The sequence below is a fragment of the uncultured Sphingomonas sp. genome, assembly GCF_913778135.1.
Lineage (GTDB): Bacteria > Pseudomonadota > Alphaproteobacteria > Sphingomonadales > Sphingomonadaceae > Sphingomonas.
The window spans coordinates 46077-62420 of the sequence record NZ_CAJYVU010000131.1 but is presented as its reverse complement, the minus strand read 5'-3'; the positions used below and the strand labels follow the sequence as shown (position 1 = coordinate 62420).

Below are 16344 nucleotides of genomic sequence, written 5' to 3'. Positions count from 1 at the left end.
CCGGCGAGTCAGGCGTGATGCCGAAGGTGACCATCCAACCATCCTCGACCAGCGGCAGTGCAGCGTGGATCGCGGCATGGAACGCGTCCGGATCGGCGATCACGTGGTCGGACGGCATGACGAGCAGCGGCGCCTTGCCGTCGGCTTCGAGCGCCGCCAGCGCGATCGCCGGCGCGGTGTTACGCCCGGCAGGCTCCAGGATGATCGCCTGCGGGGAGGCGGTGATCTCGGCCAGTTGTGTCTCGACCTGATCGGCATGCGCCGCATTCGCAACGACAATCGGCGCGGCAAACGCGTCCCCATGCGCGCGTGCCGCGGTCAGTTGCAGCATCGTCTCGGCTGCGGTCAGCGCCAGGAACTGCTTGGGTCGCTCCGGCCGCGACATCGGCCACAAACGCGTTCCCGATCCGCCGGACAGGATCACCGGCACGATTGCTGACAAATGTATTCTCCTCAGTCCCCCCGCTGCCGCTCAAGACGGCAACGCAGGCGTAACACTTATGCTGGTACAAAGCTTTGAAGTCCACCTCAGGCGAACAGGTCACCCATGGCACGGGTGCGAAACGCGTTACGCCAGCGTCTTCGGCGATGCTCATCGGCATCGTGGCGCATGTGGCAGCGTTGGCACAGTGCGGCGAGATTGCGAGCGCGATTGTCGCCCGGATTATGGTTCAGATGCGCGCTGGCGAGCACCACGCGCGTGACGCGAAGTGCAGCCGGCGCGCCGATCCCCACGAACCCCGGTTGCGCGCGCGCCAACTCGGCCGGACTGGCGAGTGCAGGCACAGCTCGCCCACGTCCGTCACGCCAGCGCGAGGCCTCCTCATCCCACCACATGCCGTCGCCGAGATGCAGCACGTCGCGTCCATGCGGACGCCGGCAGTGCTCGCACCGCCCTTTCGCACGCGTGAAGCGGATGAACGTGGACAGCTCATACCAATCGATCGGGTACAACCAACGATGCTCACGCGCGATCGGCATGTCGACTCTATGAGTCGGAGCCACACGGAACCAAAGCAGAAAACGGACTGATTCAGATAATCAATCAGTGAGCTAAGATGTCGATCACTCCGCTAGATGGTTTAACAGGGATGAAGCTGTTCGTGCGTCGACGCGAGCGACCATGATGGGCTGCTGGTCGGCTAAGTAGGTCCATTTCGCGTGACGCAAGGTTGCGGTAAGGGCAGCTATGAGCGCAATGCATCCGGGTAGGCTAGGTAGACAGGCACGTTCCGTAGAGGCGGCAGCGACGGGTGTGCGCCGTCAGCTTCGCATCCGAAATATCCTACTCGCAATTGTTGCTCTCGAAGCGATTGCGCTTTTCAGCATCCAACTTTGCACTACTTCATAAGCGAGCGAGTTACCGGCCAATGGACGTGCGAAGCTGCTGCGTTGCCAATGGCCATCAAACCCTTTGGATGACGAGCAACAGCGGCTTGTCTCCCTAACGGCCTTCTGCAACCATGCCTGCGCGGTCCGGTAAATCCCGGCCGTGGGGCGTCGTAACCCCGACATTCACAAGGTCCGGTCGAGCTATTCGGCCGGGCGGCTGTCACGCATGTCCAAGGCCTGGCCCAAAGGTGGCAGCGCCTTGTCCTTGTGCAGGGTTACGAACGCCCGGCTCTCCAGCCGGGTTTGCCTCCATTCCAAGCAAGGAGGCATCGTGGCGACTGATCTGGAAAACAGAATGCGCGAGTTGCTCGCCGAGCTACGTGGATGCCGCGAGCACATACCCTTCTCAACCGAACTCGAGAATTCGTTGGTCCTGGCCATGACAGGGTTTGCTCTGAACCGGCCGTCCAGAATGACCCGGTGTCAGGACGCACATGTCGATTTTCTAATCGAGGAAGCCGAGCAGTTCATGTCATTGGTGAGCACGATAATGCTGGAAATCCATGACGGGTTTTCGAGCCCGCAGCGATCGTTGTTCAGGACGATCGTCGCTGATTTAAGACGGGATCTGGAGCGGTTTACCAGTGATGCCCTCCTCGCAATCGGAGATAAGCAGGAGATACGTCGACGTATCCAGGCGGGCTAGGACGATCACGTTCAGGCATCGTAGGCCGGCTTGGCATTTTGCCTCTCTTGTGCATCCGATCTGCCCCCTTTTTGCATCCCGAATGCCCCCTCTGTGCAACCTTTCTGCATCCTATCTGCGTCCATCCGCATCAAATCTGCATAATAAATGCGTCATATGCGCATCATCAGCGCATCATTGCCCGCTGAGCTGCGCTCATCGGGATAGTTTGGACCCTCTTGAAGCCCGGACAGTCCATTTTCGGACTGTCGAGAGCTTCATTTTTGACCCTTAAATTCGTGATTTGAGGTCGTACACCATACGCACCTTCCGGTGCTGCTAAGATACTGAAACGCCCCAACTTTCTATATCCAGCTATTTGGATGATGGATCCTTCTAGGACCATGTTCTTCTAGAAGTTGTTGTAATGTCGTGCTCTTTGAGAACAATATGGGGTCCATGTTGTAGCCGGAGGTGCAATGGCTCTGTCAGACTCGATCAAGGTCCGTTTAAGAGAGGGACAAGCGCTAGTTTACGCTGCCGAGGCGGAGGGCAGGGGCGTTGGCATGGCGACCGTTATTCGCGAGCGTTTGGAGCGCGCCGACAAAGCGGATGAGGAGCTTGCCAGCATCCGTGCTTCATTGATCGAACTTGGAGACGACGTCGAAAAATTAAGTCGCCTCATGGCCGATCGACCGGTTGAGGCGCCTGGAAGAGCGCAGGGTGACGATCAGCCCAGCGCCGTGCACCTTGAAATGCTGCTGCTGTTGCGGGGGCTGGTGTCTCCGCAAACCCTTCGGATGGTGATTGCTGAAGTTGAGCGGCAAGGCTTGGTCGCTTGGGGGCGCAGCGTTCGCTAGTCGTAATGTCGCTGGTTTATCGAGCCATAACGATGCGAGACCTGCGATTGATCGTGCAGGATCGATTACATTATCGGTCGTTCCAACTACCGATCTGCTAGACCCACTTTGAGCTATTTCAAAACAAACTAGTACAAGCAGGTTCGGCCCGTGCTTATGCATCTCAGCAGCCGTCGCTGATCGCTCAGCCGGCGTGGTCGCGGCCTTCCACCAGCCGTCCAGCCTCAATCGTCAGCACGCGGTCGCAGCGCGCGAGCGACTCTCCCCGATGCGCGACGATCATGGTGACCGGTCGGTCGGGCAGCGCCGCAAGCATGTCGAGAATCCTGCGTTCGCCGGCGATGTCGATCGCGTTGGTCGCCTCGTCGAGGATCAGCAACGCCGGCCGGCGAATTAGTGCGCGCGCGAGCGCGATGCGCTGGCGTTCGCCGCCCGACAGGCGTGCGCCACGCTCGGCGACCAGGGTATCGAGCCCCTGTGGCAGGCTGTCGATCAACGCCGTCGCGCCGACCAGTGCCAGCACTTCGTGCAGCACGTCATCTTGCACCGCTGGTCCGTCGAGCGTCAGGTTGTGGCGCAGCGTGTCGTGGATGAGGAAGCTGTCCTGCGCGACGTAGGCGATGCAACGGTGATCGACCGGCAGTCCGCCCAGCGTGACGCTGCCGGCGTGCGGCGCGATCAGCCCGGCGAGCAGATCGACCAAGGTGGTCTTGCCCGCGCCCGACGCGCCGACCAGCCCGACGATCTCGCCCGGGCGAAGCACGAGGTCGATGTCGCGCACCCCGCCGCCATCGGCGTGCGCGAAGGTGACGTTGTCCAGAACGATCGTGGCGTCGCCGACACCGGGGGTCTGCGCGACCGGCGCAGGCGACGCGGGGAGCACGCCCGGCGCGAGGTCGCGACGCAGCTCGGTCAGCGCCGCGTGCGCGGGCAGCAGCGTCGCCAGCTGCTGCGCTGCCTGCTGGATCTGGAGCGCAGGCCCGCTCATCCGCGACAGGATCACGATTGCGGCGAGCAGGCTGGCGACCGGCATCGCCCACCACGTGCCGACGAGCAGCAGCCCCGCGCCGACCAGCGCCGACGCGCTCGCGGTGGTGACGCGCGCCAGGCTGTGGTGACGCTCGAAGGCGAGCTGAACCGCGGACAATCGCCGCGCATCCGCCTCCACCCCGGCGACGAACGCAGGCCCCGCGCCGTGCGCGATCGCGGGCTTGAGCCCGGCCAGGAACTGACCCGACGCGTGCATCATCTCGAGCTGCCCCGCGGTCATCGCCTCGCCCACCCGGCTCGCGCGCGCCAGCGTCGGCAGTGCGAGCGCCGCGGCGCCCAGCAGCAGCAATGCGGCGAACAGCGCCAGCGCGGGCGCGATCGCGAGCGCCAGCAGCCACTGCACCGCCAGCATCACCGCGGCGACCAGTGCCTGGAGAAAGTAATGCACTGCTGCTGCGACGCGCTGCACGTCGCCGCCCACTGCCGCGGTCAGTCTCGCGTGGCGCAATCCGGCGACATCCTGCCACCGCGCGGTTGCGAGCGCGCGCAGCAGCGCCACGCGCTCGCGCTCGACGAACCCGATCCGCAGCGCGGCGAGGTGGCGGTCGCGCAGCAGCAGCACGCCCGCGCGCACCAGCATGACGAGCACGAACACGACCAGCAGCGCGGAAAGCCGCTCGATCCGCGTGTCGGCACCGACCAGCGCGAACCAGCGCGCCGCGATCGCCTGCGCGCGCCCGCCGCCATCCACCAGCAGTCCGGCGAGCGGCACCAGCAGCAGCAACCCCGCACCCTCGAGCAGCCCGCCGAGCAGCATCAGCCCGGCCGCGCGTGGCCAGCTACCGGGCGTGTCGGCGAACACCGCCCGCGCGAAGGCGCGCGCCGCAGCGACGAGCCGACCCGGACGCGCGAGCACGGGCACCGGCGTTCAGCCGCCCCCGGGGCGGGCGAACCGCGCGGTCACCAGCGCGGAGGCCTCGTCCAACCGGTTGAGCGCGCGTGGCCGCGCGAGCGCGAGCACATCAGCGCGCGCGAACAGCTCGACGCACTGGCGCCAGTGCTCAGTCCCGCGCGCCATCGGCGCGACCAGCTGGCCGCGAAAGGTGTTGGCGACTAGCACGCCGACGCCTTCGGCACCGCGGAGCGGGGTGAGCGCGGGTGCCTCGCCCCAGTCGAGCCGGATCACCGCGGCGAGATCGAATGCGCGGTCGTCGGCGAGCGCGTCGATCGGCACGCGGTACTTGTCCATCGTCTGCAACACCGGCTCAAACCCGTCGGGCGCGCGGTCGATCGCGCCGAGCGAGGCGCGCCACAGCTTCAGGTTGCGCAGACCCGGCCACAATCGCGCGCGGTCGCCCGAGACCTCGACCGCGCACAGGTCGTCCGCGATCACGCGGTGGCCGAGATGGTGGAGGTGCATCGCGATCGTCGACTTGCCCCCACCCGAGGGCGCGACGAACGCGACCGCGTGCCCATCGATCTCGACCGCGGAGGCGTGGAGCGGCAGGTACCCGCGCTGGTGGAGCAGTGCACCGACCGCCGAGCCGAGCAGGAACGCGCGCACGTCACCCTCAGCGGCATCGCCGATCGGTTCGACAACGATCCGCGTGCCCCCGATCACCAGGTAGCGCGCGACCTCTGGCACCTCCATCCAGAACGTGTCGGGCGCGGCGCGCACCCCTGTGACCACGGTTGCGATGTCGGGCGCGGGTGCCCGACCAATCTCGACGATCACGTCGCCCTCCGCGCTCGCATTGCCTGCATCCGCGTCGCGCAGTTCGGGCAGTGAAAGTTCGGATTGCCAGCCAAGGCCGAACGCCCGATAATGCCGAAATCTGGGGGACATGCGGGCGGGTGTTATCCGCTGCGCCGCACCCCGCCAAGCCGAGAGAAGAAATGAACGGAGCGATGCTGGTGACCCGCCGGCCGGGGATGATCGAGGCAGACGCGGGCGGCGAGCTGGTCGGGCTCGACGTCGACAGCGGGACCTGCTTCGGCTTCAACGCGACCGCGACGCGCGTGTGGCAGCTGATCGAGACGCCGCAGACGGTCGACGCGCTCGTCGCCGCGCTCATAGCCGAGCATGACGTCGAGGAGGCCGAGTGCCGCGACGGGCTGGCCGAGCTGCTGCGCTCGCTCAAGGCCGAGGGGCTGGTGCGGCTCGACCAGGCATGACCGCGCTCGCCGGCCTGTGGGACCGGCGCGGAGGGCAAAGCACGGGCGAGGGAGCCGTCGGGCGGATGCTCGACGCGCAGGCGATCTACGGTCCCGAGCCCGCCGCGCGCCGCACGCTGGGTGAGGCGACGCTCGGCCGACGCCTGTTCTCGCTGCTGCCCGAGGACGATTTCGATCGCGGGCCGGTATTGGGCGGCGACGGCAATCTGCTGCTGGTCGCGGACGCACGGATCGACAATCGCGACGAACTCGCCGAGCGCCTGGGTCGCAACGCGGCCGATCTCACGCGGCTGCCCGATCCGGCGGTGATGATGGCGGTTGTGGAACGCTTGGGCGTCGCCGGGCTGCGCCATGTCGTCGGCGCATTCGCGGTTATCTTTTGGGACGAGCGTCGTCAGACACTCACGCTGGCGCGAGACGCTTTGGGGGAGCGGCCGCTCCACTATCACCGCGGCGATGGCTTCCTTGGCGTCGCGTCGATGCCCAAGGGGCTGCACGCGTTGCCCGAGGTACCCTATCTCGCCAACGCGGAGACCTCGGCCGACTTCCTCGCGCTGTTGCCGCAGGGTGGCGAGAGCTTCTTCGCCGGGATCGAGCGCGTGCTACCGGGGCACGCTCACACCTTCACCGCCGACAGCGTCACCCAAATACGGTTGTGGACGCCGAGCGACGCGCCGCTCCACCTCAGCGCCGCGGAATATGCCGAAGGGTTGCGCGCCGAACTCGACCGCGCGGTCGCGTGTCGCCTGCGCCGCGGCGACGGCGCGGTTGGCGCGCATCTGTCGGGCGGGCTCGACAGCAGCAGTGTCACCGCCAGCGCCGCGCTCGCGCTGGCAACCGATACGCTCCACGCCTTTACCGCAGTGCCGGGCACGCCGACGCCGGTGGGTGCCGGGCGGATCGGCGATGAGGGACCGCTCGCCGCGGCACTGGCGCAGCGTTACCACAACGTCGCACACGTGCTGGTGCGCGGGCAGGGCGCGTCGCCGCTGCCGCTGCTCGACCGCCATTTTGACCTTTACCAGCGCCCGATCACCAATCCGTGCAACGCGGTCTGGGGCGAGGCGATCAACGACGCAGCGCGCGCGCGCGGCGTGCGCGTGCTACTGAGCGGCAACATGGGCAATTTCACGCTCAGCCACGACGGTAGCCAGTATCTGCCGACGCTGTTCAGGAGCGGGCGGATGCTCGCGCTGGCGGGGATCGCGCGGCAGCTGCGCACGCGCGGGTGGAGCGCCAGGCGACTGGCATCGACGACGCTCAGCCCGTTCCTCTCGCCGCGCCTGTGGGAATGGGCGAACGCGCGGCTCGGCCGGTCATGGGCGCTCGGCAGCTATAGCGCGCTGCGTGCCGATGCGACGCAGGCGCACGACATCTACACGCGGGCAAGCGCGCGCGGGCTCGACCTGTCGTACCGGCCGTGGGCCGACGGGCGCGCGATGCGATTGTGGGGGCTCGAGCGCGTCGACATGGGCGTGTTCAACAAGGGGACGCTGGGGGGCTGGGGGATCGACCTGCGCGACCCGACCGCCGATCGCCGCCTGATCGAATGGGCGCTGCGCGTGCCCGAGGAGCAATACATCCTGAACGGCGAGCCGCGCTCGCTCGCCAGACGTGCCTTTGCCGACCGGCTGCCCGCGGAAATCCTTCGTGAGACGCGGCAAGGATATCAGGGCGCCGACTGGCACGTCGGGGCGGGTTCGGTGCTGGCCGGACTGGGCGAGGAGATCGAGGCGGTGACGCGCTGCGCCGACGCCGACGCGCTGGTCAACGCCACGCGGCTGCGCGAACTGGCGGCGGACTGGCCCGACTTCGCACCCGACGACCCGCGCTGGAACAATCCCGCAATCACCAACCGCTACCGCTACCTGCTGCTGCGCGGCGTCGCGGCGGGGCATTTCCTGCGCCGGGTGGCGCGCACCAATTGATCACCGGCCGATCTAGAGGGCGTCCCCCCGCGCTGCTGCTGGCGGAGGCGCTGGTGATGCTGGCAATCGCCTCGCTGCTGATCGCGATATTGCCGTTCCGTCGCGTCGCCGCGCTGTCGGCGCGCGGGCGGCAGGGGCGCGCAGCCAACGCGCAAGAGGCGGCGCGGCTGTCGCGCGCGGTCGCGGCGTGGGGCCGGCGGGTGCCGTGGCGCGCAGTCTGTTTCCAGCAGGGGCTGGCGGCGCAACTGATGCTGCGCCGGCGCGGACTAGCGGCGCGGCTCCATTACGGCGCGCGCCGCGACGAGGCGGGCATGCTCGTCGCGCACGTCTGGGTCCTCTCGGGCGACGTCGACGTGATCGGCTGCGACCGGATCGAGCGCTACGGCCTGCTGGCGGTGTTCCCGCCCGCCTGACGCGTGATCAGCGCACCACCGGGTCTAGTTCCGCCGCGTGATCGCGGGGAGCTGGTCCATCGCCGGGCCGCGCACCCGCTACATCGGCATAGCGCCCGCAATACGGCTTTCCGCCTGCCGCGCGCTCGCCGCAATAATCCGCGGTGCGCATCTGCACGCCCCGCAGCACCAGCGTGCGTCCGTCGTGCAGCTCGATCGTCAGATAGCCATCAGGTCCAACACGAACAAAAGCGGTGGACAGTGTGCGACGCCCCTGCGCCTCCGCGGACGTATCGGCGTGATGAATGGGCTTCCCCGCCATGGCGGCCTCCGCTGCCGAGAGGGTCGGGGCGGCGAGCGCCACACAACAGCACAACAGGATGCGGTGCATCACTCTCTCCATGAAGGTGCTGCATAGGTTGATCGGCAGCCCCAGTCACCATGATTACGCCCATGTTGCAGCGCATCATTCCATCCGTGACCAACATAAGGAAAACACGATTTTACTTCTCACGATACATCTTTGTGCAATTCCATTGTTTTCGCAGCCACATGTCGCTTGACGCCCGACGATTCTGCGTGATTAGTGTAACATTATCTTAACGGGACACCCATCGTCCGCCCAGACACCCTCAAGGGTGCGCGGACCGCAGGGTTCGCCCGGCATGGGGGAGTTCATCGATGAGCAGTTCAGACCTCGGCGCAGGTACGCCATCCGACGACGTGGTGATCGGCATCCGCGATCCGCAGACCGACTACGCACCCACCCCGGTCAACGACATGGCGGTCGGTTCCCCCGGCCTGGTCGACATGGGTCAATCGCCCAGCTCGGACCCGCTATCCGAGCTCGTCCACGACACGACCGTGGTGCAGGGCTGCAACTGCCCCTTCTGCCAGGGGCTGAGCGCGGGCGGTGACGCGGCCGTGCCAAAGGGCGGGATCATCGACGCGAACCCTGAGGGCAATCCGATCGGCACGCTGTTGCCGCTGGTGACCAACCCCGACGGCAGCCGCTCGTTCACAGGCAGCCGGAACGTCGATGCGATCCTGATTGGGTCGAAATGGGGCACCAACAACCTCACCTACAGCTTCCCGACCTCAGGCACGAACTACAACGGCACCACGCCGTACACCGCCGGCGTCGGCGACTATCACCTCGATCTCGGTACCCAGCAGCAGGCCGCCGCGCGCGCCGCGTTCGCGCAGATTTCGGCCGCGACAGGGCTGATCTTCACCGAGATCACCGAAACCGACACGGTTCACGCCAATTTCCGCATCTCGCAGACCGCCAGCCAGGGCGTCGGCTCCGCCTATGGCGGCTTCCCCTCGGACAAGCAGGGTGCGGCGGGTGACATATGGTTCGGGCGCACCAACCAGCCGTATTACGATCTCGCGTTCAAGGGCACGTGGGGCTTTGCCACCATGATGCACGAGATCGGCCACACGGTCGGGCTGAAGCACGGGCACCAAGATTACACCAATTCGGACCTGTCGTTCTACTTCGGTACATATCCACGCTTCGGCACGCAGTCGCTGACGCCTGATCGCGATGGGCAATCCTGGTCGCTGATGACCTATACGCCCGCGCCATTCACCAACAGCAACTTCGCCGGCGACAAGGTCAACCAGCCGCAATCGTACATGCAGTATGATCTGGCGGCGATGCAGTACATGTACGGCGCCAATTACAACACCAATTCTGGCGACACCGTCTATACCTTCAGCCAGACGACAGGCGAGATGTTCGTCAACGGCGTTGGCCAAGGCGCGCCTGCGGGCAACAAGATCTATCTCACCGTATGGGATGGTGGTGGCAACGACACGATTGATGTCAGCAATTACGCCAACGGGGTCACCGTCGACCTGCGTCCGGGTGAATTCTCCACCTTCGATCAATCGCAGTTGGCAAACAACCTGGCGGCGCAGGGGCTCACCAACCTCGCCCCCGGCAATATCGCCATGTCGTTGCTCCAGAACAACGACACGCGCTCGCTGATCGAGAATGTGAAGGGCGGTGTCGGCGACGACGTGTTCGTCGGCAACATGGCCAACAACGTGCTCGACGGCGGTGCCGGCAGCGACACGGTGGTGTTCACCAACCCGGGCGGCGTTTCCGTGACGCTGAACGACACTGGCGCGGACGTGATCGTCAACCACGACGGCGAAACAGACACGCTGCGCTCGATCGAGAACATTGTCGGCACCAGCGGCAACGACACGCTGACCGGCAACAGCCTCGACAATTTGCTGACCGGTGGAACGGGCGGCGCCGACACGCTGTCGGGCGGTGCGGGTAACGACCGGCTGATCGGTGGCGGGTTCACGATCGTCACCAGCTTCGTGGTCACGCCGGACACCGCGCCGTCGCAGCCCGACATCACCAAGGCGCAGTCGACCAACAACAACAGCATCGCGAATGCGGTCAACACCGCCGGCGCGTTCGACATCGACGCCAACGCGAACATCACCAACGCGACCACCATCCCGCACGCGACGATCAACGCGACCGCGGCCGGTGGTGCGCTCGAATATTACCGCATCGACGTGACCGCGGCGGGCGCGCAGGCGATATTCGACATCGACGGGGCCGGAACACTTGACGATAGCATCCTCGAGCTAGTCGATTCCACCGGAAAGCTGATCGCCACCAACGACACCGGCCCCGGCGATCCCGGCACCACGGTGAATGACGACGCCTACATCGTCCACACCTTTGCCGCTGCGGGTACCTATTACATCCGGGTCGGGCGCTACACCAACAGCGCGGTGGCACAGCCGATGCTCGCCGGGCAAACGTACCAGCTCCACATCTCGCTGCAGGGCGCAGCGGGTGCGACAGTGTTTACGCCCAACAACACCAGCAGCTTGGTGGCCGACGGCGGGACGGGTGACGACTTCATCCAGGGCACGCTTGGCAACGACACGCTGACGGGGGGCGCGGGCAACGACACCGCCTCGTACGTCACCGCGTTCAACGGCGGCTCGGCCACCGGCGTCACCGTCGACCTGAGCAAGCAGGATGCGGCGCAGGACACCGTTGCGGCGGGCACCGACACGCTGTCGGGGATTGAGAACCTGATCGGATCGGCGCTTAACGACACGCTGATCGGCGATGCCAACGCCAACGTGATCGAGGGCGGGCTGGGCAACGACACGCTGGTCGGCGGGGCAGGCGACGATACCGCGTCCTATGCGGGCTCGAGCGTCGGCGTGACCGTCAGCCTCGCGCTTCAAGGACAAGCGCAGAACACGGTCGGGGCGGGCATCGATACGCTCAGCGGGTTCCAGAACCTGCTCGGCGGTGCGGGGAACGACACGCTGACCGGCGATGCGGCGGAAAACGTGCTGACCGGAGGTGCGGGGAACGACGTGCTCAATCCCGGTGCGAACGCGGGCGGCACCGTCGACCTGCTCGACGGCGGGACGGGGTCGGACACCGCATCCTTCGCGGGCTATACCGCGGGGGTCACCGCGACGCTCGCCGGCGCGCGCGACGGCGTTGCCAGCGTCGACGGCCTGCAGATCGCGGCCTTGCGCTCGATCGAGAATCTGCGCGGCGGTGATGGCAACGACGTGCTGACCGGCGACGATAACGGCAATGTGATTGAGGGCGGGCTTGGCGACGATACGCTGAACGGTGGTGCTGGGATCGACACCGTCGCCTTCACTGGCGCGACCGCGGTCACGGTCGATCTGAACATCACGACTGCGCAGAACACCGGCGTCGGCAACGACACGATCACCGGGTTCGAGAACGTCCGCACCGGGTTGGGCAACGACATCGTCACCGGCGATGGCAACGACAACACCTTCTTCGACGGGGGTGGCGCCGATACCTACACGGGCGGCGCGGGGTCGGACACGATTGACTATACCAATGTCACCGCGGCGCTGACGGTCAACCTCAACACCACCACGGCGCAATCGGCCTCGACCGGTGGCGATATCCTGTCGGGTATCGAGAATGTGACCGGCTCGCTGACGGCCGCAAATGCGCTGACCGGCGGGGACGACACGCAGAACCGGCTGATCGGCGGTGTCGCTGCCGACTTCCTGGTCGGCCGTGGTCTTGCCGACACGCTGATCGGCGGTGCCGGCAATGACGTGATCTTCGGCGACTATGTCAACGCGTTCAGCGCCACGGCCGCAACCGCGGACGGTGACGACGTGCTGGAAGGCGGCGATGGCAACGATCAGCTGGTCGGTGGTCTCGGTAACGACCTCCTGCGTGGCGGCGCGGGCGACGATCTGCTCGTCGGCGGTCTCGCCAACGGCACCGCGGCCGGGTTGAGCGCGGTGCTCCTCAACGATGGTGGCGACGACACCTATGATGGCGGCGAGGGCACCGACACCGCTTACGCTTATTACACCGACCGCGCCGCGGCGATCGGCTTCGACCTGTCCAATCTGGCGGGCAACAGCGCGATCACGGTCGACGGTGTCGCGCGCGGTGCGTTCATCAGCATCGAGCGCGTGTTCTTCCGCGGCGGTACCGGTGCCGACGTGGTGACCGGCACCGGTGGAGCCGACCAGCTGATCGGCAACGCCGGCGACGACATCCTGAACGGCTGGTACGGCAACGACACGCTGTCGGGCGGACTTGGCAATGACACGCTGATTGGCGGCGAGGGGCTCGACACCGCCACCTATGCACTTGCCGGTGCGGGTGTCACCGTCGACCTGCGGATCACCGGCGCGCAGGATACTGGAGGGGACGGCATCGACACGCTGTCGGGCATCGAATATCTGATCGGGTCGGGCTTTGGCGACACGCTGCGTGGCAGCGACGACTTCAACCTGCTGATTGACAATGCGGTTGCGGCGACAGCGGCCGCCGGGCAGACCGACGCCTTGTACGGCTATGGCGGCAACGACACCATCTCGGTGGTGCGTGCGGCAGCCGCGGTCGCGACCAACGTCCTGATGGATGGTGGCGACGGCAACGACCTGATCCAGCTGCTTGCGGGCACGGTGACGCTCAACGTCGATGCAAACGGCAACTCGGCCGATCCGGCCGGCCTGTCGTCAGGCGTGACCTATGCCGCGCCGGGTCGCAGCGGCACGCGCTTCCTCGACAACGTCACGGTATCTGCCGGCAGCGGCGATGACCGGGTGGTGCTTACCGGCGTCGATGCGGCGGTGGTTGACCTCGGCACTGGCAACGACCTGCTCAGCATCAGCACTCTGGGCGGTGCCGGAGTCAACGATTACGACATTACGACCGGCGCGGGACAGGACACGATCCAGCTCGCCGGCAGCGGTGCCGCGGCCACCACCACGGCGCGTGCAACCGTGGTGCGCGACTTCACCGTCGGCAATTCGGGCGACCGGTTCGAACTGCGCACCACCAGCGGTGGTGCATTCGCAGCCACGAGTTGGGTCAACACCACCAACTTCACCGGGCTGACCAGCGTCACGCAGGACATGTTCGACAGCGGTCATTTCCGCCTGCTGCAGGACGGCACCGACCTGCTGTTCCAGGCCGACCGCGACGGTGCAGGCACGACGAACGGCTTCGTCACGATCGCGCGGCTGACGGGTGCCTATACCGGCGGCCTTACTGCCTACAATTTCGACGGCATGATCGGCTCGCTCAACCTGACCGGTCAGGGCGCGCTGGACGAGACACTGACCGGCGCATCCAAGGCGGACGTGCTCTCGGGTGGCGACGGCAACGACACGCTGATCGGCCTTGCCGGCAACGACACGCTCGACGGCGGCAACGGCGACGACCTGCTGCTCGGCGGTAGCGGCGACAACACGCTGATTGGCGGTGCGGGCACCGACACCGCCAGCTACGCCGACGCGACCGTTGGCGTGACGGTCGACCTCTCGATCGCCGGCGCGCAGGCGACCGGCATCGGCAACGACACGATCACGGGGGTCGAGAATGTCATCGGCTCCACGTTCGCCGACACGCTGACCGGTGACGCGGGCGCTAACCGCCTCGACGGCGGTGCAGGCGACGACACGCTCTCGGGCGGTGACGGCGACGACGTGCTGGTCGGCGGTTCCGGCAACGACACGCTGCTGGGTGGCGCGGGCATCGATACTGCCGACTATTCGGGCGCGGGCGTCGGCGTGACCGTTAACTTGGCGCTGGCGGGTGCACAGACCACCGGCATGGGCGACGACACGCTTGGCGGGATTGAGAACCTCGTTGGCTCGGCGTTCGGCGACGTGCTGACCGGTGATGCAGGCGCAAACCGGATCGAAGGTGGCGCTGGCAACGACACGATTTCGGGTGGCGCCGGCAACGACGTGCTGATCGGTGGCGATGGTATCGATACGCTGTTCTACGGCGATCTGACCGACGCGGTGTTGATAAACCTGACCGATGGACAGGTGAGCGCAGGCGCACAGGGCGGCATCGATCAGGTGTCGGGCTTCGAGAATGCGGTTCTGGGTGCGGGCGACGACCAGTTCGTCGGCGATGCCAACGACAACATCGTCGATGGCGGCGCGGGCGATGACATCATCCGTGGTTTGGCGGGTGACGACACGCTGGCGGGTGGCCTGGGCACCAATTTCATCGACGGCGGTGCGGGCACTGACACCGGCGTGCTGGTGGGCAACTATGCCGACTACACGATCTCGCAAGGTGGCAGCGCGGTTACGTTCACGCGCAACGCGGGCGGCGAGACGACGACCTTCACCAACGTCGAGCGCTACCGCTTCGCCGACGGCGTGGTGCTGACCCCATCGGCCAACGGTGCCGCTACGTACGACCTGTCGGGGAAGACGGGTGCGGTGACGCTGGCGACGGGTGCGGGCAACGACGCGATCTACGCTGGTGCGGCACTGACCGGTGCCGACCGGATCGATGCGGGCGCGGGCAACAACGACCAGGTCGCGCTGCAGGGCAACTACACCGGTGCCAACCGGCTGGTGCTCGAGGTCGGCACGCTGACCAACGTCGAGGTGCTGGCGGTGCTCGCGGGCGGTCAGTACGACATCGTGTCGAATGACGCGACGGTCGCGGCGGGCCAGGTGTTCACCGTGTTCGGTGGCGGCCTGGGTGCGAGCGACACGCTGACCTTCAACGGCTCGGCGGAAACCGACGGCTCGTTCCTGTTCTTCGGTGGAGCGGGTACCGACACGCTGACGGGCGGTGCCAACAGCGACGCATTCTTCTTCGGACCCGACCGGTTCGGGGCGAGCGACACGGTGGTCGGTGGCGCAGGGGTCGACCAGATCGGCTTCGACAGCTTCTCGGCTCCCCTGACGCTCGATGCGCGCGTCGATGTCGAGGTGGCAGCGCTCCTGCGCGGGCCGAACGGCACGATCAACACCTACGGCGCGATCACGGTCGACGACAGCTGGGTGAATGCCGGCGAGACCAAGACGATCACTGCGGTGACGAGCTTCCAGGATCAGGTGGGGCCGGTGCTCGCCGACCTCACGATCGACGGCAGTGCGGAGACGAACGGCAACCTGCGCATCCTGTCGGGTTCGGGCAACGACACGCTGATCGGGGGTGCCGGCAACGACATCATCTTCGGCGGTCTGGGCCACGACACGATGACGGGCAGGGCTGGGCGCGACACGTTCGTGTTCAACGGCGCCGCTGACTCGGCGAGCATCGGGTTCGACACGATCCTCGACTTCGATCGCGCGAGCGACACGATCCAGGTGAACGGTCAGACCTATGCCAGCTTCACCGACCAGAGCGGTGGCCAGCTGTCGCAGGGCAGCTTCGACGCCGATCTGTCACAGGCGGTCGGTACGGCGCTGACGGGCACGAACGGCGTGTTCTTCACCGCGAGCTCGGGCGATTACGCAGGACAGACCTTCCTGGTCGTCAACACCGACGGTGTTGACGGCTACCAGGCCGGCTCCGACCTCGTGATCCGCACCGATCCGGGTGCGCCGGTCACCGTCGAGGCATTCGGAGGCGGCAACAGCGGCATCGTCGCACCGCTCGCCGACGCAGCACCGCTCGACCACCACCAGACGATCATCGCCTGACCCGAACAAAGCAG

General features: G+C 66.4%; 11 protein-coding genes. 6 read left to right on the top strand and 5 right to left on the bottom strand.

Annotation, left to right across the window (positions count from 1 at the left end):
- Positions 1-385, bottom strand: a 385-nt coding sequence (locus QZ847_RS12270) for a sugar phosphate nucleotidyltransferase (protein WP_294356863.1), incomplete at its 3' end; no start/stop codon positions are given.
- A 143-nt stretch (positions 386-528) separates the two neighbouring features.
- The gene (locus QZ847_RS12265; protein ID WP_294356859.1) at positions 529-981 is read right to left on the bottom strand and encodes a hypothetical protein; all 453 of its coding nucleotides are present in this window, start codon (positions 979-981) and stop codon (positions 529-531) included.
- 682 nt (positions 982-1663) lie between these two features.
- Here QZ847_RS12265 and QZ847_RS12260 point away from each other — a divergent pair.
- Positions 1664-2038, top strand: a complete 375-nt coding sequence (locus QZ847_RS12260) for a hypothetical protein (RefSeq protein ID WP_294356857.1) — start codon at positions 1664-1666, stop codon at positions 2036-2038.
- Positions 2039-2583: 545 nt separating this feature from the next.
- Complete coding sequence (locus QZ847_RS12255; RefSeq protein WP_294356855.1) at positions 2584-2877, top strand: hypothetical protein; 294 nt, start codon at positions 2584-2586, stop codon at positions 2875-2877.
- Between the two features lie 184 nt (positions 2878-3061).
- On the opposite strand, the gene QZ847_RS12250 is transcribed toward QZ847_RS12255, so the two are convergent.
- Both QZ847_RS12250 and QZ847_RS12245 read right to left on the bottom strand, forming a co-directional pair.
- Positions 3062-4783, bottom strand: coding sequence for an ABC transporter ATP-binding protein (locus QZ847_RS12250; RefSeq protein ID WP_294356851.1), 1722 nt, complete (start codon positions 4781-4783; stop codon positions 3062-3064).
- 12 nt (positions 4784-4795) lie between these two features.
- On the bottom strand, positions 4796-5713 hold the full coding sequence (locus QZ847_RS12245; protein ID WP_294356849.1) for a hypothetical protein: 918 nt from the start codon (positions 5711-5713) through the stop codon (positions 4796-4798).
- A gap of 62 nt (positions 5714-5775) precedes the next feature.
- On the opposite strand from QZ847_RS12245, the gene QZ847_RS12240 reads away from it, so the two are divergent.
- The 3 genes from QZ847_RS12240 to QZ847_RS12230 are packed head-to-tail and all read left to right on the top strand — an operon-like array spanning position 5776 to position 8383.
- The gene (locus QZ847_RS12240; RefSeq protein WP_294356846.1) at positions 5776-6042 is read left to right on the top strand and encodes a PqqD family protein; all 267 of its coding nucleotides are present in this window, start codon (positions 5776-5778) and stop codon (positions 6040-6042) included.
- Positions 6039-7970 (top strand): asparagine synthase-related protein, encoded by a 1932-nt coding sequence (locus QZ847_RS12235; RefSeq protein WP_294356844.1) that lies wholly within the window; start codon positions 6039-6041, stop codon positions 7968-7970. The genes QZ847_RS12240 and QZ847_RS12235 overlap by 4 nt, the downstream gene beginning before the upstream one ends.
- Positions 7967-8383 carry a lasso peptide biosynthesis B2 protein gene (locus QZ847_RS12230; RefSeq protein WP_294356842.1) on the top strand — a complete coding sequence of 139 codons (417 nt, stop codon included), beginning with the start codon at positions 7967-7969 and terminating at the stop codon, positions 8381-8383. The genes QZ847_RS12235 and QZ847_RS12230 overlap by 4 nt, the downstream gene beginning before the upstream one ends.
- Before the next feature lie 7 nt (positions 8384-8390).
- On the opposite strand, the gene QZ847_RS12225 is transcribed toward QZ847_RS12230, so the two are convergent.
- Positions 8391-8684, bottom strand: a complete 294-nt coding sequence (locus QZ847_RS12225) for a hypothetical protein (RefSeq protein ID WP_294356840.1) — start codon at positions 8682-8684, stop codon at positions 8391-8393.
- Between the two features lie 359 nt (positions 8685-9043).
- On the opposite strand from QZ847_RS12225, the gene QZ847_RS12220 reads away from it, so the two are divergent.
- Complete coding sequence (locus QZ847_RS12220; RefSeq protein ID WP_294356838.1) at positions 9044-16330, top strand: M10 family metallopeptidase C-terminal domain-containing protein; 7287 nt, start codon at positions 9044-9046, stop codon at positions 16328-16330.
- Positions 16331-16344 lie beyond the last annotated feature (14 nt).